Genomic DNA, 21,746 nt, shown 5'->3' on the forward strand with positions numbered 1-21,746 from the left:
AAATACATACTAAAAAAAGGATTTATTTAATAGGTTTAATATTCTGATTGACCTTAAATAGGTTGTCTGGATCGTATTGCTTCTTAATTCGAGCCAAACGATCGTAATTATGTCTGTAACTCGCTTTAACACGTTCATGTCCTTCATCCATCATAAAATTAGAGTAAGCCCCACCCGAAGAATAATCGTGCAAGCCTTCCCAATAGGCCTTACACCATTTAGTAATTTTATCTGCATTTGCAGGATCAGGATCCACACCAACAATCACACCGGCATATTTTGCATCGCGATAAGCCCAAGGTGTTTCTTCTTTTCCTACCCTGCTTGCTGCACCACTAATGGGGTATAAATGCATTAGAGAAAGTGGCGTCGGGATACTCGATCCAAATTTTAAATGCTGTGCACTCACCTCTGCGCCCAACTCATTAAAAAAGTCAGCTCTCCAGTACAATTGCATGCCAGAAGGCATTAAGCCGTCGAAAAGGCTTTGTATAGCTGGATAAGGCATCTCGCCAACATGCTCAAAAATTGGATTTTTAGCTAATATGGGTTTGAAAGCTTCTTCCGCTTTAGCCATATCTCCGGTATAACACCAAACAATGCCACAGAATGGTTTAAGATGTAAGGCCTCTGGGAATGGTGGCCCGGGAACAACCATTGTGGTAATAAAACCATTCAATTCATCGGGTGCATTCGTAATAAAATCATGGTACCAGGCCATTATTTCTTCTGTTTGTTCAATTGGCCATAAAGTCGGTCCGCCAAAAACAGTTTTTACAGGGTGTGCCTGAAATTTAAAAGAGGTCACAATGCCATAGTTGCCGCCTCCGCCTCGTATAGCCCAAAACAGATCGGTATTTTGATTCGCATTAACAGTGACAAAAGAGCCATCTGCCAAAACCATATCAGCTTCCAATAAGTTGTCAATAGTCAATCCGTACTTCCGTGATAAATGCCCCACACCACCACCAAGCGTCAGACCTCCAACGCCAGTCGTCGAAATGATTCCTGCAGGAACAGCCAAGCCAAAGGGATGAGTCGCATGATCGACCTCTCCCCAAATATTACCTCCACCAACCCAAACGGTGTTATCTGAAGTATCGACTCGAATAAATTTGAGGCCGGATAAGTCGATCACCATTCCGGCATCGCACAAACCTAATCCCCCACCGTTATGTCCGCCGCCTCTAACAGCGATCAAAATATCATTTTCCCTTCCAAAATTGACCGAAGCCATCACATCAGCCACATCAACGCACATCACAAACATTCCCGGACGCTTATTAATCATACCGTTGTATACTTTCCGTGTTTTATTGTACGCCGCATCAACAGGCATCACCACTTTTCCTCTTAATTGACTCTTGAATGAGTCAATGATTGTCAAATCAAGATCTCTTATAGCCTTCATAATTATGGATTTTATATAGATGATGTATCAAAATTGATAATATAAAATTAGAATATGTAAGTGTCAGATCGTATCACATTTGATTCAATAGATGATACAATTGATTCATCATGGCTTGATCCTATATATATAACTAAGGAGAAGAGAGTTTAATGAAAGACGTTGGAAGGATATGATACCTTTTTCTAAATACCCGGGTAAAATAGGTTGGGCTATTGAAACCCAAATCGTATGCTATTTCGGCAATAGTTTGCCTATTGAGTTTTAGAGTTTTTAAGGATTGCCGCAGTCGTAATTCCTGAATGAGTTGATTGGGAGCTAATCCTGTTAATGATTTTATTTTTCGGTAGGTCTGTGATTTGCTTAATCCCATTATCCCACTTAAATCTTCACTTTTAAAGTCAGGATTAAACAACTCCTTATTAATGCTATCAACCAATTGAAACAAAAAACTAAAATCCTCATTTTTAAGCACTCTAAAATCATATTTCTTTATAGTAGGCGAATGAGTCTCTTTACTTGAAAGAGCTTTCGTATCCGTATCGATATACATGCTTCTCTTTAAGCCAAGAGCACTTAAGTATCGACCTTTTTTCTTAGTTCCCTCAAATAGATGTTCACCTTTTTCGTCCACAGGTTTTCCACTCACTAAGGATAAATAAAATTCAAAATTATCAGGAATAGATTTTAGGAGTTTGCCGATTTCTAAAGCGCATAATATGGCATCAGAAGCCCCAATGAACGAAGCCATAATATCATCTTCAGGTTGAATGAGAACAACACCCTTGTAGGCTTCAATCAATAGATGAATCTCATTCGTATAGTGCCCATATTGACCTGTCAAATCAACAAGGCTTATGGTGAGAAGTGTGCGATATCCTGTATCAAGCTCCCCGGAAACGGTATAAGCCAAATCGTTGACAGAATTCCCAACACCCAGGAACAGATTGAATTCATCATCTAAAACCTCAATAATATTACAAGCCGTATTGCCATGCGACTCTTTATGAACCTCGTTGCATGCTTCCTTGTTTGGGCCTTCCATCAGGCAGAATAAGGTTTTAGCATCTTCATTTACCCAATATTTTTTTTGGATCACACCAAATCGCTCTTGTACGGCCAAATCTTCCATATGAGCCTTAACAACATCTTCTACAGTAAAGCTGTCCGAATCCACGATATGAATATCCATATATAAAGGCATAGCATAAATTTTGATTCCTAATTTCACGAGCTTAAGATCGACTCAATTAATTAGGTAATAATGCTCTCCATTTTAAGCTATTCTTATAACTTTTGCAAGTTTTTCTTTTTTTGGACCAATCTAAATTAATCATCTTCTGAGCTTTATGAAAACAAAAAATCCCAGCTCTAAGGCTGGGATTTTAATTCATATCTATTGGATCACTTAAGTAGCATACTGCAATTGAACCAATGCATTGCTTCTATTCTCATAGGTAATTAAAGCTCTTCCAGAATACTATTCGAGTATTTTAACAATCGGATCAGATCATAAAACTTTCCGATATCTAAGTTTAAAACGGCTACAATACAATGCATTCCAAGTAAAATACCGTCAACTGATTTTTGATGTTCGATTACAGTTTTACTTATCAAGCTTTTTGTTTTACTATATCCGTCAGATTCATATGTGTTTAAGATATTAATAGTAAGCTCTTCTGCAGTTATTTCTCGCTTAACTGGCGTATATCCTATTTTCTTAATCATTGCTTCGGCAATCGCCCAAGTTGACCAAGGATTTTGACCCGTAATTAGGATTCCATCTTCAGTAATATTTTTCAAATATTGATGCCCTTCCTTGAATTGTGCTCCATTAGCAATCAACTTGTCTTGCAATAAAAAAGGGAATATTTCTTTTGCATCTGATTTTAAGAAAAGTTCTTCTTTATTGGTAAATGAACAAACCTGCTTTTCATTCAATAAATAACTGCCATCACTTAGACGTACATTAACCAATGCAGCAGGACCATGGCAAACTGCACCAATGACTTTTCCCGATTCATAGTATTGTTTCAAAATGCTTTGAATACTCTCATTATCAGGGAAGTCGAACATAGCCCCTTTTCCTCCTGCAAAATAAATAGCATCATAAGATTCACTCTTAACTTCTGAAATTTGAATACTATGTCGTATTTTATTTTGAGCAAGCGTATCATTTAAAAAGGCATAATCGTATATCCCCATGTCATCATCATCGATAACTACTGGGGGATTACCTCCCTTAAGACTGGCAATATCCACCTCAAAACCATTGGCTTTAAACACATAATATGCACGTGAGAGCTCGGTTAGCTCATAACCGGTTTTTTCATTGCTGCTACCCATCGTTTCGCAACTCGTAACAACAGCAAGAATTTTGCCTCGGGAGGCTAAATTATTATCAGATAAATAAGGAAGGTCCTTTGCTTGGGTTTGGCTTAATTTATCCTGATCGAGCCCAATTGGTATTAAACTTATGAACCAAAATCCGAAAGCTACAAACAATACAATTAAAAAGGCAAAAATACTTAGGCTCCATTTTAATATGGCAAACTTCTTAAATCTCAACATAGAATTTATTTTTTGATTTCAATAATTATTCAAATCAAGCTAAATTCTATGGCCTATTTTTGCAAAATGATCATTTACACATACAAAATGGTCAAACAGTTAATCTTTTTCTAAAAGCCAGTGGTGTCGTATTCGTTTGAGATTTAAAGGCAGTGTTAAAACTTGAAACACTATTGAATCCAGCTTCATAGGAGATTGATGCAATGGTGTAATCCTTGTATTTCTCGTCTTTAAACATGCTAATAGATTCTTCAATTCGATATTTATTGATGAAACTATTGAAGTTCATTTTGTATTTTTTATTTATAACCAATGAAAGGATTTGTGATGTTACATTTAGCTGTTTGCTTAAAGTTTTTAAAGTGAGATCACCATTTTTAAATTGTTTTTCAAGCACAGCAAGCTTTTGTACTTTAGTCCAGATCTCTTCAACCTGTTCATCGGAGACCAATGTTGTTTTATATTTTACCGTGTTTATATATCCTTTTTTTATTACGATTAGGCTAACTGTATAGGCTAAAATTGTATAAAGAATAGGACCGATTATATAAGGAATAACTTCATCGAATAGATTCAAAAAATAAACAAGCCATACAGCCAATAAAGAATAGAATAGTAATATCAATAATGAATAAGAGTTTGCATCTAAGCCTGAATTTTTATTCTTGCGAATAAGACGATAACAAAATATTAGATAAAGTAAATAGTGACTATAGTACGATAGAAATGCAAGTAGAAAAATCACCTTAGGAGTCGAACTTATTTGCTGAGTGTTAATCCAAACACTAAAAACTATTCCAAGCGAAGCCGGAATAAAGTGAAGTACATACTTTGTTTCAAACTTGAATTTTGAATCTAATAAGCTCTTTGTATAGAAATAAAATAAAGGTCCAATCGTCATTAATGATGTTAAACCAATAAAAACAAACCAAAGCTCTAATTCTTCTGCAAATTCAAGGAAAACAGATTTTCCAACTCTAAATGAGAGCACTAACAACAACAGAGAAAGAAATTTATTAGATGTTGTTTTGTATTTTTCTTGTAATTGCAGAAAAATGGCTAAGAATAAGCCATGTAGCACACCAAGACCACTAATAAGAATAAGGAATATATTGCTTGCCGACATAGTTTAATTAACGATTAATAGTAAGAGATCGCTTTCTGAATGTAGAACATCCATTGTGATACTTACAATCAGGTTTTGTTGTAAGAACATTTTCCTTAAGTAGCATACTGCAATTGAATCAATTTGTTGTATTTACCATCCGAAATCATCATCAACGTATCGTGTGTACCCTGTTCTACAATCTCACCTTGTTCCAGGACGATAATTTCATCGGCCTTTCTTACGGTGGACAAACGGTGTGCAATCACAATGGATGTTCTCCCCTTCATCAGTTTCTCAAGAGCTTCCTGAACAAGCTGCTCCGATTCAGAATCTAATGAGGATGTGGCTTCATCCAAAATTAGAATTTTGGGGTCCTTAAGAATCGCTCGTGCTATGGCTATTCGCTGACGCTGTCCTCCAGAAAGCTGTGTGCCACGCTCACCAACTATGGTATCAAACTTTTCGGGAAAGCGTTCGATAAATTCCAAAGCATTGGCCTTTTTAGCTGCTTCGTAAATGGCCGCTTCACTTGCACCAGGCTTTCCGTAAGCTATATTTTCACCTATGCTTCCTCCAAACAGAAAAATATCCTGTGGCACCAATGATATCTGACTTCTTAGAGCTGATAAGGGATAATCATGACTATCAAGCTGATCGAAGAACAAGCTATTCTTTGGTGGACGATGTAACATCAATAAAAGTGAAGCTATGGAACTTTTCCCTGCACCACTATGACCCACAAGAGCGATCATTTGATTACTTTTTATTTCTAAGTTGATATTATTCAGAACCTTTTGCTCTATTCTTGAAGGATAAGCAAAACTCAAATTATTAAAGCTAATCTCCCCTTGCATTTTAAACTTAGGATCAATCTCATGCATCTCTTGAATCTCTTCGGGTATCTCATCGTAAATCTTAAATAGATCTTCGGTAGCACCAATAAATTTCTGAATGTTGGTATATACATTCGCCAATCCGCTAATGGTTCCCCCCACAAAAACAGAATAAATGACAAAGGAGAATAAATCTCCAGACTGCATCTCTCCCGCTTGCAATAAACGAGAACCCTGCCATACCATAGCCGCAATGGCACCAAATAAGCCAAGAATAATGAAAGAGGAAAAGGCACCTCTGTACTTACCTCTCGTAATGCCTAAGTCGGCTATTTCTAAGGTCTTCTTTTTGTAACGGGCAATCTCAACATGCTCGTTGGTAAAAGCTTTTACAGATTGTATGCCCTGCAAAGTCTCTTCGATAATGGTATTCGAATCTGCCAGTTTGGTTTGTACATCCTTAGAGAATTTACGAATAAACTTCCCAAAGAACCTTGCCGCAATCATGGTTGGTGGCAAGGTGATCAGCATAAAAGCTGTTAGTTTTAGCGATATAATTGCCAAGAGGATAATCCCACCCGTAATAACAATAATCTGACGGATAAAATCAGCCAGAGTACTGGTCATGGTTTCCTGAAGTAAAATAACGTCGGCTGATATTCTGCTATTAAGTTCCCCGACCCGTCTTCTTTCGAAAAACGGCAAAGGCAGTTTTATTAAATGACGGTAAGTGGCTTGTCGCAATGCAGCCAGCGACTTTTCTGTTACGTTTACAAATAAGACAATACGGAAATATGAAAAGGTTGCCTGAGCGATTAAAACAAGTGCAATCAACATAGCTGTTTGATTCAATGTCTGTCCCAGTGTTGTGCTATTGCCCGTATTCACCAAATCGCCAAGAAGCTTTGGAAAAGCCAGGCTGGCTAAACTTGAACCCAATAAGAAGAAAATACCTAGAAAGTATTGCCCTCGGTAGGGTTTGATGAACTTATACAACCTAAAGGCTGATCTAATGCCACTGCTGTTTATTTTCCCTTTTGGGACATCCGATGTATCTGCTGTATGTGATCTTGCCATTCTTTGATTTTACTATTTGGTATTATTCTTAATAATACGGAAATTAGCCGAGCTATCGTTTTATCAGGTGCTCTTTTTTTAATTGGCGCCCAGAAATACATCTTCTCTCCATTTCTGGATGATAAAAAAAGGCAAAGAAAAAACCCAAACTCTTGTGGAGAATGGGCTATTCTTTATGATGTTAACGTTTTAGGTAAACTGCGTTTTAAAGCAGCTTACATATTGTTATGGATGTATTTATTCAATAACATATATTAATATAGCGGTTGGTATTTTTCCATCTGTATTATAGAGAACACTTCCATAAGAATTTGAACCTAGTCTTATATTTTTTCCATCATAGTTATATAGTACTGTCCCATAAGAATTAGATCCATGGCGTATGTTTGTTCCATCCCAATTATAAAGTATTTCTCCATATGAATTTGAGCCTTGTCTAAAGTTTATTCCATCCCAATTATATAGTACTGTTCCATAAGAATTAGAACCTTTCCTAATGTTTTTTCCATCCCAATTAATAATAACCGTTCCATAAGAATTAGAACCTTGTCTTAAGCTTATTCCATCCCAATTATAAAGTTCGGTACCATAAGAACTTGAACCTTTTCGGATATTTGTTTGTGCAAATATTGAAGTAGTACATAGAACCAATGCTGTTAATAAAAGTAGATTTTTCATAGTAGTTATTAAACATTTACTAACCATAACTAATTTACAAGAACCACACAATACTAACACTTTACGTATCACACGAAAGACATTATTTGACACCAATATGGCAGGATAAGTGTACCATTAAAATTAAACAAAATACTAACTAAACAATATCTATGCCACATGTAAAACAACAAACATAAATAAAATAGAAAAGCTCTACATGAGAATGCGCTTAGTAAAAACAAGGCAAACAAAAAGCTCAAACTCTTGAGGAGAATGGGCTATTATTTTGTGGTGTCAAGCCTTGACTTATATTTGATATCTTACTGTTGTTAATTAAATGCACAAACTTTCATCCCGACACATCGGGATCACCACCTGTTGCAGATGAACGTATGTTGTGCTTTAAAGTTCTATAGTCTATTTTCTTTTATTCGTTGTTTAATTTCCAAAGATACTGGCTCATAATCAAATAATTCTATTAATAGCTTATGATCATTTGGTACATTTTCAGCTAAATCAACCGGGAAATTATTTAATAATTTCAAGGCTTTGTATAAAAACCTCACAAATGGATTTATGGGTAAAAGCAAAAATGAGACTATGTTAATCACTTGTAATGGGATTGTCATATGTTTTATTTTTTTCTTACTTATATCCGAAATTTTCATTGCAACCTCTGGGAAAGAGTATGCCTCTGAGGATGTTAGTTTTATTCTTCGTTCATTTAAGTCATGACGCATGACAGTTTGTGCGGTAATTTCTCCAACATCTTCAGCCGAGATACTCGGTATAGCATTCTTACCTCCTCCAGGAACGATCATTTTTCCATTTCTCACAAATGCAAAGAAAATCTCAAAAGCAGGGGCATCACCTAAAATAGTCCAATTAAAATCCGATTGAGAAATCTTGGTCTCAATTTCGATTTTTATTTCTCCAAGTTCTGGAATTTTTAAATCCAAAAGTAGTTGCTCTCTCATTTCGTAACCAGACATATAAACCAATCTTGAGATATTTGCTTTCCTTGCTTCTTCCATAATCAGAAGCACTGCATCCCGCTCAATTTGTTTCATCTTTTTGATTAGTTTACTGTTCATTGCCGAAAGGCAAATTACAATTGAACTCACATTTTTAAGTGATTCAACAATGGTTTCATGATTTGTTACATCACCTTGAAATATATTGACTTTGTCACCAAATATTTTCCTTCCTTTTGTTCTATTTCTACTAACAACTTTAACAGACTGTCCTTTTTGAACTAATTTCTCAACGACCTTTCGTCCATAGTAGCCAGTCCCACCATAAATTACTATTTGTTTGTTGTCTCTGTTCATATTATAAAATTAGCAGAATTTTTCTCCACATGAAACACAAAGAGTATATAACAAGTATAGGGCTGTTACTTCTTATATATCGTCTGACAAAGAAAAAGCCCAAACTCTTGTTGAGGATGGGCAGAATCAACAGGAATTGAATCATATTAAATTAGAAGCTATCGGGAACTGATCAAACCGTTAAACATTTTAATTAGTCTGAAAGGCTTATGAATCTATTTAAGGAGCTGTTCACTAATTTTAGATAATAACAGTTCTTTTCTAAAAGGTTTACTAATAAAATCGGAACAACCACAGGCAATAGCTTTGTTTTTATCTTCTTCGGAAGAATATGCGGTTTGTGCTATTATAGATAAATTAGGCCTAAATTCTTTTATGCGTTTTGTAGCTTCGTAACCATCCATTTCAGGCATTTTTATATCCATTAATATTAAATCTACCTGTGGGTTCGATTTGCAAACCGCAATGGCTTCTATGCCATTTATAGCCCTAATAATATTTACTTTCAAGTCTGTGAGTAATTTTTCTAGTAGTATAAAATTAGAATCTTCATCCTCGGCAATTAAAACAGTTTTCGGCTCTGCAAATTCAACAATTAAGTCATTAATAGGGAGCTTTGGTATCGCTTTCGCATTTACAGTTTTGTAAGGCAGGGTAAAATAGAACACAGAACCTTTACCCGCTTCGGAGCTTAGCCAAATATTACCGCCAAGCATTTCAACATAAGCTTTTGAGATAGACAAACCCAAACCTGAACCACCAAACGTGCGGGCTGCAGTTGTTTCAACCTGACGAAAGCGTTTAAATATTTCGTCGTGCATCTCGGAAGAAATGCCTATTCCAGAATCTTCTACATAGAATTCCAGAAACTTATCTTTTAGTGTGTATCCAAAATTAACAAAACCATCTTGTGTAAACTTAAGGGCATTGCTTATAAGGTTAGTTAGTATTTGTGTTAGTTTAGTTGAATCGGTAATAATAATTGCTTCATCGTCGACCAAACTGGTTTGTAAACCAAACTTAACATTCGGATTTGTGTTTTCCGGAAAGAATTGATCGTTTATAAGCTTACAGATCAAATTGATATTGATTTCATTTTCCTGAATTTTTTCCTGTTCAGCCTCAATGGAGGCAATGCTTACTATATCGGTTATAATAGAAAGCAATTGATCGCTACTTTGTATAATTAAACTGGTGTAATATTGACGATCTTCTTGAAGCAAATCGGGGTCGTTAAGTAAACCCGAAAAGCCTACAATTGCATTCATGGGTGTTCGTATTTCGTGCGAAATATTGTGAACGAATGCAGTTTTTAGGTGGTCGCTTTCTTCGGCTTTCTCCTTGGCTATAATTAATTCTTGATTTGTATGATTAAGTTCTTCATTGATTTGCTGGTATTCTTTATTTTGCGACTCTATTTTAACTGTTTTTTCTTTAAGTGATACTTCTGCATTTTTACGCTTAGTAATGTCATGAATAATTGAATGTAACAAATCCTTATTATCAATTTTAATTTTACTACTTAATACTTCAACGTCCCTTATAGTACCATCCTTCAGTTTTTGTTTGAATTCAAATTGGTTTTTATTTTCGGACATGATACTTTCAATATTCTTTATAATTTCCTGAGATGAAAGGATATTGATTTGCCCGATTTTCATCTTAATCAATTCTTCACAGCTCCATCCATAATAGTTGGCTGCAGATTTATTAGCATCAACAATATTGCCGGTATAGGGGTCTATGAGAAGTTTCACAGCTGAGTGACCATCAAATATTCTGCGAAATTTATCCTCGCTTTTAAACAATGTTTTTTCAACTTCTTTTCTTTTTGCTGCTTCTCTTAAAAGATTTCTGACTTTAGTAAGCGAATAAAAATAAAATGAAAAAGCTATAAATAGCAAAGAAAAAACGAATATTAAACGATTACGAAACCGGGATAGAGCGGTATAAATATCTTTTTCCTGATAAGAAATAAGAATAGTCCAATACGTATTGCCAAGCGGAATGCGATAAAAAGCGTAATACAAATCTAACAGCTTAGTTTTATCATTATCATATACCTCCTGATGTGTAATTCTTCCTGTTCCCGTATTATCACTTTTTATTTTCTCGAGCAGCTCAATGGTAGAATCATCGTGTTCCGTAGTTTCAAGAATCGATTTTCCTGTGTGCCCGTTTATTGGACAATATATTTCGATACCACTTTCGCTAAGTAGCCATGCATGTCCGTTTTTTCTGTTCTTGATTTTTTCAAGATGTAGTTTTCCCAATCTATCAATTGGGATTAAAACGGAAAGGCTACCTACATAGTTTTTATTTTTAAACACAGGAACATGCAAGGCTATTGCTAAATATCCTTGTGCCGACATAAATACATCACTTACAACAGGCTTGTGATTAATAATAACTTGTTGAATATGATCCTGGTAATAGATATTATTCCCTATTACTGATTGATTATAAGGATAAGTGTACAAAATTACACCTGTTGTATCTATTCTTGTAATAGCTTTAACAATACTTTTACGGGTTTCATAATAGTCTGCCATTAATGCTTTACTCTCATCCGATAAATCTATAATTTCCTTAAACTTAGCCAAAAAAGCAAGTTCGGATTGGTAATCATCGAAGAAATAAGTAATAGCCTGAGATGTGGTTTCGGCTAATATTAATTGTTCATTATTGAATTCATTAATTGTATTGCTTTTAATATCTTCATAAATCATATAGAAGCTTAAAAAGAAAAGAATTAATGCAACTGGTATGAAGAAATACCGATTGAGGGATATTAATTTATTAGTTTTAAATTTTCGCATATTAATTCTCGATCTATTTTATTACTAATACGGCACTTAAGTTACACTAAAAAAATCAAAATTATCATCAAAACACAAGACAGATATTCGAAGTACTAGTGCTTTTAGAATTGAGCGTATTTGTTTTTTATTACAACCGATAAATTGTCAAAGGGAAGGTGTTATTTTGACTCATCTATAAGGATTAATACAGTGTTAATCAATGCATAACAATCGGGCTTTGCACTGCACATATAGTACTAGTCCTTATTTTTTTCATTACCAGCGCTAGCTTGGTTAAATAGATCTGTTTCATCCAGCATGTATTCTAAAATTGGGCGACACTTATTTTTGCAGGCCGGATAGAAAACTTTGTGTTCCTTTTCGTTATTCTTCATAGAATTCCCCCACCAAAATTCGGCTAAAGCGACTGGTTTCAAACAATTTTCAAAAGCATATTGCAGTAATTTAGGAGCAGCGCATTCACCAGCTGCTGCTGGTGGATTACCATGTGATGAACTCTCGAAAATTTGTAATACATTTTGCTCTATTCCCGAAGCGTTTAAAAATTGATAATTCTCGAATAGTTGTTGTTGCAAGGCAAAGGATTTTTGTTTTCTTTTTTCCGTCAGTAAACTAATTTCAGATGGCTTATCGGTCTTTTGAATTTGACTGCCGATTTCAGTCAACTCTTTCATGCCTCTATTAATAAAAAAATCATCTGTAGAATCGTCGAAGACCGAAGGAACGAATTTGTCGCATATGGTGTTTCCCTGTAGTTTCCCTGAAACTGTTCCTAGATAGCTGTAGGTATTATCTTCTTTTTGAACCACTAGAATTCCAAACATTTTTCCTTTTTGAATAAGAAAGTCATGTTTCCACCCTTGAGATTCTGAGCTAATAAATTCTTGAAATTCTTTTGCCGCTACCCTAGCAATCTCAGGAATAGATAATCCAAATGGATTATTGAGTTTTGCAGGGATATCGATCTCTGAAATATCGGTTTTAAAGTTGAAAATATGTTGCTTGTCCATTTCGTATTTTAAGAAGGTCAAAACTAAGCAAAACATTAAGAAATAATAGGGTCATATAAAAAAAAGCCGACTCGTTAAAGTCGGCTTTGCATTTCATCTTAATGCAATCTTATAAGCACTATGCCTTTTTATATCAAATGCTCATGATGGAAATATTTCTTCAAGTGCTTTAGTACGGAAGTCGAATATTTCATTCAATTTATTCTTAATGACCAAGGCATTCGCAATACTTCCTAAGAAACCCAATGGCGGTTGATAACTGACAATATCTTTCATTAAAACACCATTTTCTACAGCTATAATAAAGTGCTGATGATGCCATATTTTGTAAGGGCCAAGTCTTTGTTCATCTACAAAATATGATTTATCTCTGATATGTGTTATTTCAGTAACCCAAGTTGTGGGAATACCCAATAAAGGACGAACCGTGTAGCAAACAATCATGCCCTCATAAATTTTATCGGGCAAATTTAGCGTACGTATATCGAAACCCATATTGGGGGGCGTAATTTTTTTCAGATTCTGTGGAGAACTTATAAAATCCCACACCTCGTCTATAGAGGCATTAACAAATTGTTCTTTTTGAAATTGATAAAATGCCATAAAATTTCTTTTTAGGATGAAAGTTCCTCACTATGCAACAAGCGATATATATTCGTTCGGTGCTGGAGAATAATAAGTATCATACAAACCAATAAATAATAGAATGTTGAGCTAAGTCCGTGAATAAATAATTCACTTAGTGGTAAGCTTATTCCCAGAATAATAGACCCCAACGAAACATACTTAAGTCGCCACTTTACAACAAAATAGATAGCGACTGAAATAAAAACTGAAAATGGAGCAATCAATAGCGAGCTACCAAGTGTTGTATTCACACCCTTTCCACCTTTGAATTTTAGAAAGATGCTAAAATCATGACCAATAATGGTGGCCAGCGCAACACAAAAGACGTAGAATTCAGATCCTACCCTTTTTTCATCAATAAAATATAGGTAAAGAGCCACTGGTAAGAGTCCTTTAAGCATATCCAAAAGCTGAGTGATGATGGCGATTCTTTTTCCAGCAACTCTCCCCACATTGGTTGACCCCACATTGCCACTCCCCATTTCCATTATATTTTTGCCAGTATGGTATCGGGTTAAAATGTAGCCAAAGGGGATTGCTCCTAGTAAGTAGGACAGCAGTATAAAAGTATATTGAATGGTTATATTCATCTCATTTCTTGTAGAATGCGCAAAGCCTCGTCGACATGCTTTTCGGCTTGGATCTGGGAATTAAATAGGTAGGCTATTTCTCTTTCCTTATTCACAACATAAGTGACTCTGCCGGGAATTAATCCAAAAAAACTAGCCGGTACACCAAATAATTGACGCACTTTATTACCCGTATCGCTCAATAGCGTGTAATTCAGGCGGTGCTTTTTCGCAAACTCCAGATGACTTTCTACCGATTGGGCACTAATGCCAATAATCATTGCATCGGCATCGGCAAACACTTCAAACTGGTCTCGAAACGAACAAGCTTCTTTTGTACAACCCGGACTATCGTCTTTCGGATAGAAATAGATCACCAGATTCTTTTTACCCAATACTGTTTCAAGCTTAAATAATTCACCATTCTGGTCGTTTAATTCAAATATTGGGACTTTACTCCCGACTTCAATTTTTTTCATTTTTTCAGAATTTGTGTCAAAAATTAAATAAGCAATAAACAAGACTAAATAAATGGTCAGATAAAACAGGTAGAAGTTTCTAAACCTCTTGTATCTCTGATTGTCGGGATAGATGTTTCCCAAAAGGCCCTTAATTTCTTTCAAAAAAACCGGTTTGATATTTATTATCCAACTATCGGTTTGATACACCATTTTACGGAATTTGCTTCTGTAATAACTTAATGGCAGACCCCATGTTACAAAAAGTATAAACCAAATATTATTTGTGATAAAATCCATTGTCGATTATTTTTTAGGGAACCACGGAAAAAAAGAATTGGTTTTTTCAATGTATGCTCTGTATTGTGGTTTTGTATCGTTTAAGGTCTTTTCAAGCAGTGCCACGCCTGATACTTTGATAATCAATAAAGTCATTACAATAGAACCTATAATGTGCCAGTAACTACCAGCTGCTATGCTGAAAATTGCATAGGCACACCACACGGCTGAGTCGCCAAAATAATTCGGGTGGCGGGTGTATTTCCAGAATCCTGTATTTAGGACCTTTCCTTTATTTGCAACATCCCGTTTAAAACGCGCCAACTGAAAATCACCTCCTGCCTCAAACGTAAAACCTATAAGCCATACTAATATTCCAAGGTAATCCAGTATTGTAAGCTCTCCGGAACTGGTGCTCGAATTGACACCTAATAAGGGTAAAGAAACAATCATAATCAAGACACCTTGCAATAAGAAGGTTTGGAAAAAACTGAACCACCAATAACGTTTGGGGCCATAATTTCTTCTAAATTCCTGATATCTGAAATCCTCTCCTTTACCTATATTTCTAAAGGCAAGATATATGGCAAGCCTAAGCCCCCAAATACTAACCAAGCTTAAAATCAGTATTTTTCTGGCATTAACTTCGCCCGACATGAATACGTAAAACGCATTAACAAGTACAAAGCCAAAGCCCCAAAAAAGGTCGACAATACTTACATTCTTTATAAATACACTCCAAATCCATAACAGACTTACCAGAACTAAAATGATTAAGGAAGCTTGTAAAAACAGGGTCATCATTTGAGTCGTATTAATTGTTGAAAAGCAATGAAACAGCAAGAGCGCCATTGCCGGCATGCATACCAATAACTGGAGAAATATTGACAACTGATACTGGCTTTATTCCAGTCATCTCAAGCATTTCATCCTCTACCATTTGAGCTCCATCTGAATTGTGTGCATGCAAAATGATGTAGTTCCATAAGGTTTTTCCACGGCCCATCTTTTCAATATGCTTAAATATTTTTTGTAAGCTGGCTTGCTGGCTAAAGGTTTTTCCAAACAAGAGCGATTTGCCATTTTCGTCCATTGAAATAACCGGATTTAAACCCAGAGCACTGGCGATTATCCCTTTGGGTTTGGAAACCCTTCCTCCTCTAATCATCGATTGTAAATCGCGAACGCTTACAAATATTTTAGATTGGATAACATCCTTTTTAAGGGTCTTAACAATAGATTCCACCGACTCGCCAGCTTCAATATTTTTGGCTGTTTTTAATACAAGTAAACCCAATGCTCCCGATAAATTCTTTGAGTCGATTACATGAACCGGTTTTTGAAACTCTCGTGAAATGCGTTCGCCTGCTTTTACACTGTTTGAATAAGTGCCACTAAACTGACTGCTCAAATGCACAGCAATTATGGCATCGTAGTGCGAAGCCAAATGCGAATATAAGTTTGTGAAAGCCTGCTCATTTATTTGAGATGTTTTTGGGAATTCGGTTTCAGTTTCCAGCAAATCGTAAAACTGACTGGGTTGAATTGTAACTTTATCTAAATAATGGCTATCGCCAAAATTCAAATTAATAGGGACCATATTAATCTGATAAAAATCAATCAATTCCTGCGATAAATCACATGTTGAATCTGTAACCAGCGCAATATTCCACTTTCGTTTGCTTACAGCCTCCTGTTGCCGAACCATATCATCCACTTTCTGAAAAGTGATTGTTCCCATTTCCTTTAATTGATAAAAAAGTTCTGCTGGTTTGTTGGTATGAACGTGAATGCGACAAATACTTTCCGAACCGGCAACAACAACGGAATCACCATTTTTACAGAGGAATTTTTGAAGTTCAGATTTACTTTGGGTCATGTTTTTTATAATGGCCTCAGTGCAAAAACGGAAGGTGATTTCTTCTTCTGTTAATTCGTTGGAATGAATAAGTGAAATGTTCTCGGAAGCGTCAACCACGAGGTTTCGAATATTCCTATTTTTAATAAAACCGATGATGCCTTCAATAAATAAGACAAAGCCTTTTGCTCCAGCATCGACAAAATCCGATTTGCTTAATGCTTTCAATTTTGTGTTTGTTTCAGCCAATGATTTCTCTAATACGGCAAAAGAATCAATGATGACGTCTGCAAAACCAGTAATGCCATTCTTTTTACTGCTTAGAAAATCAGACCACTCCTTTATAACGGTTAACATTGTTCCTTCAACAGGATTTGCAATGGCTTCATACATATAGGGAATGGACTTTTTTACACTTTCAGCAAATTCCGTTAAAGTAATAATAGGTTTATTTATGGTTTCACGATTTAAACCATGCAGAAACTGTGCAAAAATAACGCCCGAATTTCCTCGTGCTCCAATTAAAGCTGCATCAGCAATATTACTTACGGTAGTCTTATATGATTTATGAGGTTTTATATTGTCGATAACCGAACGTACGGTCGAAGCAAGATTTGTTCCAGTGTCTTTATCGTTAACAGGAAAAATATTTATTCTATTTATTTCAACCTGATTTTTTAATATCTGATTTCCTCCTGCGATAAAAGCATAATACAAGAATTTTCCGTTAATAAAAGGTGTTTCAATGTTTTTCATGCTTATTATTAATTAATCCATTTCACAATATAAAAACCTGATAAACTAACGCTTGCTGATAAAATTACACCCCATAAGATATCGATAAAAACAATCGGGAGTGGCCAGCCTTTAAGAGTGGCCAAATTTGTTAAATCGTAAGTAGCATATGTAAATAGACCAAATAGAGCCCCCATCATAATTGCGTTAAAAACAGAGTCTTTTTGAACTGCCGGATAAATAGCAAAAATTGAAATCCCCGCAACATATATGAAGTAGAAGATAAAAGCTGCGGTCCAATTAACCTTATCAGATAATAAATCCCCAAGATATTTTTGATAGAGTTTTTTAGCAATAATGCCTAGCCATAGTAGGTCTATCAACAAAAAAACGATGAAAGTAAACAAGTAACTTATGAGAATACTTTTCATATGCACGGTGTTTAATAAGAAACAATTTACAAAGGCTTTTGTTCAACTTTTATCAAACTTGAGACATCATAACCGCGCTTTTCTAGTCGATTAAGAAACTCATTATATAATTCTTTATCCATTTGTGGATTGCGACTAAGAATCCATAGGTATTTATCAGAACTGCTCCCTATAATGGCCCATTTGTAATTCTTGTCAAGTTCCATTACAAAGTAATCGCCGTAAAAGAACAAGAAAAAAGCTACTTTCAATTTAGCTGGTGCTTTTTCGGGATTGGGGATTTTAGCTTTTCCTTCGGCCTGAGAAAATTCGCCGTCTAAACTATTTTTATAGCCACTGTTTATCACTTTAATTTTGCCATCATCACGCATAGAATACTCGGCTGTTACACCAACTAATCCGCGCTCAAAACTATGATCGTAACGAGCAATTTCATACCATGTGCCCAAATATTGTTGAATATCCAGCTCTTCAACTACTGTTTTATCAATCATAGATTTTTGTATTTTACAACTTATAAAAGAACTGCTGATAGCTAGAAAACTAAGTATAACTAAAGTAATATTTACACTTTTGCGGATTTTAAACATTAGATAAGCTTTAACGAATTTGATACATTTTGATAACTCTTACCTAAGTTAATTTTTTTATACTATAAACTAAACTAATTAGTTATATAAGTTATTTTTACTTAGTCTGAACGAGTTGTATTCGACGCAATACGTAACATCCGTTTAGTAGAAAAAGGCACAAAAAAAAAGCCGACTCCTAAGAGCCGGCATTGTATTGTAATCCTTGGGAAAGTTTATCTCCCCCAATCAGAAGTTTTTACTTTTTCAATCAAGTATTTCACATTCTCAACAGGGATGTTTGGCAATAAACCATGTCCCAGGTTGAAAATCCACTTGTGATCTTTACGACCAAAGTTTAGGTGGTATTCAAATTGCTGATCAATCGCATTCTTATCTGCAAGTAGAGCTCTAGGATCGAAGTTTCCCTGAAGAATCATGTCATCTCCTACAATCTTACGAACCTCGTGCAATGGTGTTTGCCAATCGACACTCACACAGTCACACAAATCGTAATTCACCATATTAATACCTGTTCCCAATCCCTTAGGTAGGTAAATAGTTTTCACTCCTTTTGCACGTACCGCACCAAGAATCGCTTTTACCGATGGCATGAACACTTCTTTATACAATTCGATAGGAATTAAGCCTGCATGCGTTTCGAACAACTGGAAAGCCTGTACACCATGCTCAACTTGCTTGAGTGCATAATGAATACTCATCTCAGTGATACGCGTCACCAACTTTTTCATGGTTGCCTTATCGCGATAAATCGCAGGTACAAAGTCAGGGAAATTCAAATTCTGACTAAAGCCTTGGAACATATAACACAATGTAGTTAATGGTCCGCCACAGAATCCAATCAAAGGAATATCAGCAGGTTTTGTTGCTAAAATCACATCGATAGCCTTATAAATATGCTCCAATCGCTCAGGCATATCCGTTAGGAAATTCAATGGATCTTCCACATCCTTAAGCGCCGTTTTAAATGTCGGTCCCTTACCTTCGAAACTCAACTCCATACCTAAGGCTTCTGGAATCACAAGAATATCGGAGAATAAGATAGCGGCATCAACGCCCAAATCGTGAATAGGAAGCAAAGTCACCTCTGCTGCTAGCTTAGGTTCTTCCATCATATGCTTAAAACCATAGGTTTCGCGCAATTTCATATAAGAAGGCAACACACGTCCGGCCTGGCGCATAAACCAAACTGGTGGTCGCTCGCGCTTAATGCCATTGATTGTATCTAGAAAAATAGAATTTGTCATATACTTAGTTATCGGTTATCAGAAGTTATCAGTTGTCAAAGTTAAATCGCTTATCAAAAAACGGGCAATTGAAAACCGATAACAGAAAACTTGAATTTATCGTTTGTTTAAAATCTCAGCTACTTCTTGTGCATGGTAAGTGATAATGATATCAGCACCCGCACGCTTAATCGATGTCATAATTTCCATCATCACACGATTTCCATCAATCCAATCTCTTTCTTGAGCCGCTTTCACCATAGAGAATTCACCACTAACGTTATAAGCAGCAACGGGTACATTAAACTCGTGCTTCGTACGGTAAATTACGTCAAGGTAACTTAAAGCAGGCTTCACCATTACGATATCAGCACCTTCTGCAATATCCATCTCTACTTCGCGAATAGCTTCGTCGCTATTACGAGGATCCATTTGGTAAGTGCTTCTATCACCAAATTGAGGAGCCGAACCAGCTGCTTCTCTAAATGGGCCATAAAAACCAGAAGCATATTTAGCCGAGTAAGCCATAATTGGCATTTTCTCGAAACAGTTCTCGTCTAAAGCAGAACGCATATGAGCAATACGACCATCCATCATATCACTAGGTGCAACCATGTCAACACCAGCTTCAGCCAATGAAACAGCCTGAGCAGAAAGCGTTACTAATGTACTATCGTTATCTACGTCACCATCGATAATGGTTCCACAATGTCCGTGAGTAGTATATTCGCAATTACAGATATCAGCGATGATATACATTTCTGGCAATTCAGCCTTAAGCGCACGTGTTGCTTTCTGAACAATACCATGTTCGTGACATGCAACCGTTCCATCCTCGTCTTTCGACTCAGGAATACCGAAAAGCAATACCGATTTCACACCAGCTGCATATAGTTCTTTACATTTTTCAACCAACATATCAACCGATAACTGATCGTTACCTGGCATCGATGAAATAGGGTTCTTAACCTTTTCACCTGGACATACAAAAAGTGGCATGATTAAATCATCAGTAGAAAGCGATGTTTCAGCAACCATATTACGTATAACTTTCGTGTAACGGTTTCTTCTTAATCGTGTTTGAGGAAATAATGGACGTAAACTCATCTTATATCGTGTTTATAGTTTGTATATAATTTGAATCTGATTTCGCGAAGGAAATCAAATCTTATTTTTTCTTATTGATAAAAGTTAATGCCTTTTTCCAGACAAATGGCTTTCATCTTTTGAGCTAATTCATCTGATTTGGCAACAGATTCTTCAAGAGGCACTTCAATACTTTCAACAATAAAATCACCTGTTTTTAAATCACCAACAACGGCAATCATGTTTAAGTGCTTAGCGTCGACAACAGCATGAGCAGCTAAAGGAAACTTACAGCCACCTTCAATCTCAGCCATAAAAGCACGTTCGGCCAAAACTGCAAGTTCAGTTGGTTTATGATTTACCTTTTCAACGGCGGCAATACATTCAAGATCATTGTCGCGAGTTTCAATGGTGATGGCGCCTTGTCCAATTGCTGGAATACATAGATCCACATCGATAAGCATCTCCTCGTCAAATTCGATACCCATACGATTCATGCCAGCCGCAGCCAATATAATGGCATCATATTCCCCATCATGTAACTTTTGCATGCGGGTATTGATGTTGCCACGTATCTCTTTAAATTCAATATCAGAACGTATATCAGCCAATTGAACCCTACGACGAGGACTGCCTGTTCCCAGGACAAAACCTTGAGGCATATCGTCGATAGAAACACCATCGCGAGTTAGAAACACATCACGAGAATCTTCTCTTTCAGGATAGGCTGCCAATTTCAATCCAGCTGGATGAAAACTAGGTACATCTTTCAAACTGTGTATAGCAATATCAGCCTCACCTTCCAGAAGGGCATGTTCCAGTTCTTTCACAAACACTCCCGTTGTTCCAAACTCAGTCAGCGAACGATTCAACACACGATCGCCTTGGGTACTGAACTTTTTAACTTCGAATTCGATATCTGGATTAGCCTTTTGTAGAAGTTCTACAGTCTGCATGGTTTGGGTATATGCTAGTAGGCTTGGGCGAGTTGCAACAATTAATTTCTTCTTAAGGGACATAGTCAAACGTGTTGTTTTAAGCACCTTCCACGATTCAAATTTCGC

19 protein-coding genes are annotated in these 21,746 nt (G+C 36.1%); all 19 read right to left on the reverse strand.

The window, feature by feature from the left end:
- Positions 1–22: 22 nt before the first annotated feature.
- Entirely contained in the window at positions 23–1,411 is a 1,389-nt protein-coding gene (locus tag ACXR6G_RS07570) for an FAD-binding oxidoreductase (RefSeq protein ID WP_458360811.1), read from the reverse strand.
- Between the two features lie 133 nt (positions 1,412–1,544).
- A complete protein-coding gene (locus ACXR6G_RS07575) occupies positions 1,545–2,615 on the reverse strand; it encodes a nickel-binding protein (protein WP_458360812.1) in 1,071 nt (356 codons plus the stop codon).
- Between the two features lie 257 nt (positions 2,616–2,872).
- Positions 2,873–3,982, reverse strand: coding sequence for a type 1 glutamine amidotransferase domain-containing protein (locus ACXR6G_RS07580; protein WP_458360813.1), 1,110 nt, complete (start codon positions 3,980–3,982; stop codon positions 2,873–2,875).
- A 91-nt stretch (positions 3,983–4,073) separates the two neighbouring features.
- Positions 4,074–5,108, reverse strand: a complete 1,035-nt coding sequence (locus ACXR6G_RS07585) for a helix-turn-helix domain-containing protein (RefSeq protein ID WP_458360814.1) — start codon at positions 5,106–5,108, stop codon at positions 4,074–4,076.
- Positions 5,109–5,203: 95 nt separating this feature from the next.
- On the reverse strand, positions 5,204–7,000 hold the full coding sequence (locus ACXR6G_RS07590) for an ABC transporter ATP-binding protein (RefSeq protein ID WP_458360815.1): 1,797 nt from the start codon (positions 6,998–7,000) through the stop codon (positions 5,204–5,206).
- A 237-nt stretch (positions 7,001–7,237) separates the two neighbouring features.
- Positions 7,238–7,678 carry a hypothetical protein gene (locus ACXR6G_RS07595; protein WP_458360816.1) on the reverse strand — a complete coding sequence of 147 codons (441 nt, stop codon included), beginning with the start codon at positions 7,676–7,678 and terminating at the stop codon, positions 7,238–7,240.
- A 392-nt stretch (positions 7,679–8,070) separates the two neighbouring features.
- Positions 8,071–8,991, reverse strand: coding sequence for an SDR family oxidoreductase (locus ACXR6G_RS07600; protein ID WP_458360817.1), 921 nt, complete (start codon positions 8,989–8,991; stop codon positions 8,071–8,073).
- Positions 8,992–9,206: 215 nt separating this feature from the next.
- Positions 9,207–11,720 (reverse strand): ATP-binding protein, encoded by a 2,514-nt coding sequence (locus ACXR6G_RS07605; protein WP_458360818.1) that lies wholly within the window; start codon positions 11,718–11,720, stop codon positions 9,207–9,209.
- Between the two features lie 329 nt (positions 11,721–12,049).
- Positions 12,050–12,823: a hypothetical protein gene (locus ACXR6G_RS07610; RefSeq protein ID WP_458360819.1), complete on the reverse strand. Its 774-nt coding sequence runs from the start codon at positions 12,821–12,823 to the stop codon at positions 12,050–12,052.
- Positions 12,824–12,964: 141 nt separating this feature from the next.
- Complete coding sequence (locus ACXR6G_RS07615; protein WP_458360820.1) at positions 12,965–13,426, reverse strand: SRPBCC family protein; 462 nt, start codon at positions 13,424–13,426, stop codon at positions 12,965–12,967.
- Positions 13,427–13,437: 11 nt separating this feature from the next.
- Entirely contained in the window at positions 13,438–14,040 is a 603-nt protein-coding gene (plsY, locus tag ACXR6G_RS07620) for a glycerol-3-phosphate 1-O-acyltransferase PlsY (RefSeq protein WP_458360821.1), read from the reverse strand.
- The gene (locus ACXR6G_RS07625) at positions 14,037–14,777 is read right to left on the reverse strand and encodes a peroxiredoxin (protein ID WP_458360822.1); all 741 of its coding nucleotides are present in this window, start codon (positions 14,775–14,777) and stop codon (positions 14,037–14,039) included. The genes plsY and ACXR6G_RS07625 overlap by 4 nt, the downstream gene beginning before the upstream one ends.
- Before the next feature lie 6 nt (positions 14,778–14,783).
- Positions 14,784–15,560: a DUF1295 domain-containing protein gene (locus ACXR6G_RS07630; RefSeq protein WP_458360823.1), complete on the reverse strand. Its 777-nt coding sequence runs from the start codon at positions 15,558–15,560 to the stop codon at positions 14,784–14,786.
- 10 nt (positions 15,561–15,570) lie between these two features.
- On the reverse strand, positions 15,571–17,370 hold the full coding sequence (locus ACXR6G_RS07635) for a DegV family protein (protein ID WP_458360824.1): 1,800 nt from the start codon (positions 17,368–17,370) through the stop codon (positions 15,571–15,573).
- A gap of 8 nt (positions 17,371–17,378) precedes the next feature.
- Positions 17,379–17,780, reverse strand: coding sequence for a DUF2177 family protein (locus tag ACXR6G_RS07640; protein ID WP_458360825.1), 402 nt, complete (start codon positions 17,778–17,780; stop codon positions 17,379–17,381).
- Between the two features lie 26 nt (positions 17,781–17,806).
- On the reverse strand, positions 17,807–18,274 hold the full coding sequence (locus ACXR6G_RS07645) for a lipocalin family protein (protein WP_458360826.1): 468 nt from the start codon (positions 18,272–18,274) through the stop codon (positions 17,807–17,809).
- Between the two features lie 311 nt (positions 18,275–18,585).
- Positions 18,586–19,617 carry a uroporphyrinogen decarboxylase gene (gene hemE, locus ACXR6G_RS07650; protein ID WP_458360827.1) on the reverse strand — a complete coding sequence of 344 codons (1,032 nt, stop codon included), beginning with the start codon at positions 19,615–19,617 and terminating at the stop codon, positions 18,586–18,588.
- A gap of 96 nt (positions 19,618–19,713) precedes the next feature.
- Positions 19,714–20,703 (reverse strand): porphobilinogen synthase, encoded by a 990-nt coding sequence (gene hemB / locus ACXR6G_RS07655; protein ID WP_458360828.1) that lies wholly within the window; start codon positions 20,701–20,703, stop codon positions 19,714–19,716.
- A 71-nt stretch (positions 20,704–20,774) separates the two neighbouring features.
- Positions 20,775–21,725, reverse strand: coding sequence for a hydroxymethylbilane synthase (gene hemC / locus ACXR6G_RS07660; protein ID WP_458360829.1), 951 nt, complete (start codon positions 21,723–21,725; stop codon positions 20,775–20,777).
- Positions 21,726–21,746 lie beyond the last annotated feature (21 nt).

The sequence above is a fragment of the Ancylomarina sp. YFZ004 genome (genome assembly GCF_054254355.1).

Bases quoted from the DNA above. Each gene is read 5' to 3' on its own strand.
- ACXR6G_RS07595 (WP_458360816.1), bottom strand. From the start codon at position 7,678: ATGAAAAATCTACTTTTATTAACAGCATTGGTTCTATGTACTACTTCA.
- ACXR6G_RS07600 (WP_458360817.1), bottom strand. From the start codon at position 8,991: ATGAACAGAGACAACAAACAAATAGTAATTTATGGTGGGACTGGCTAC.
- ACXR6G_RS07635 (WP_458360824.1), bottom strand. From the start codon at position 17,370: ATGAAAAACATTGAAACACCTTTTATTAACGGAAAATTCTTGTATTAT.
- ACXR6G_RS07640 (WP_458360825.1), bottom strand. From the start codon at position 17,780: ATGAAAAGTATTCTCATAAGTTACTTGTTTACTTTCATCGTTTTTTTG.
- ACXR6G_RS07625 (WP_458360822.1), bottom strand. From the start codon at position 14,777: ATGGATTTTATCACAAATAATATTTGGTTTATACTTTTTGTAACATGG.
- ACXR6G_RS07570 (WP_458360811.1), bottom strand. From the start codon at position 1,411: ATGAAGGCTATAAGAGATCTTGATTTGACAATCATTGACTCATTCAAG.
- ACXR6G_RS07580 (WP_458360813.1), bottom strand. From the start codon at position 3,982: ATGTTGAGATTTAAGAAGTTTGCCATATTAAAATGGAGCCTAAGTATT.
- ACXR6G_RS07630 (WP_458360823.1), bottom strand. From the start codon at position 15,560: ATGATGACCCTGTTTTTACAAGCTTCCTTAATCATTTTAGTTCTGGTA.
- hemE (WP_458360827.1), bottom strand. From the start codon at position 19,617: ATGACAAATTCTATTTTTCTAGATACAATCAATGGCATTAAGCGCGAG.
- ACXR6G_RS07575 (WP_458360812.1), bottom strand. From the start codon at position 2,615: ATGCCTTTATATATGGATATTCATATCGTGGATTCGGACAGCTTTACT.
- ACXR6G_RS07645 (WP_458360826.1), bottom strand. From the start codon at position 18,274: ATGATTGATAAAACAGTAGTTGAAGAGCTGGATATTCAACAATATTTG.
- ACXR6G_RS07615 (WP_458360820.1), bottom strand. From the start codon at position 13,426: ATGGCATTTTATCAATTTCAAAAAGAACAATTTGTTAATGCCTCTATA.
- plsY (WP_458360821.1), bottom strand. From the start codon at position 14,040: ATGAATATAACCATTCAATATACTTTTATACTGCTGTCCTACTTACTA.
- ACXR6G_RS07590 (WP_458360815.1), bottom strand. From the start codon at position 7,000: ATGGCAAGATCACATACAGCAGATACATCGGATGTCCCAAAAGGGAAA.
- ACXR6G_RS07585 (WP_458360814.1), bottom strand. From the start codon at position 5,108: ATGTCGGCAAGCAATATATTCCTTATTCTTATTAGTGGTCTTGGTGTG.
- ACXR6G_RS07605 (WP_458360818.1), bottom strand. From the start codon at position 11,720: ATGATTTATGAAGATATTAAAAGCAATACAATTAATGAATTCAATAAT.
- ACXR6G_RS07610 (WP_458360819.1), bottom strand. From the start codon at position 12,823: ATGGACAAGCAACATATTTTCAACTTTAAAACCGATATTTCAGAGATC.
- hemB (WP_458360828.1), bottom strand. From the start codon at position 20,703: ATGAGTTTACGTCCATTATTTCCTCAAACACGATTAAGAAGAAACCGT.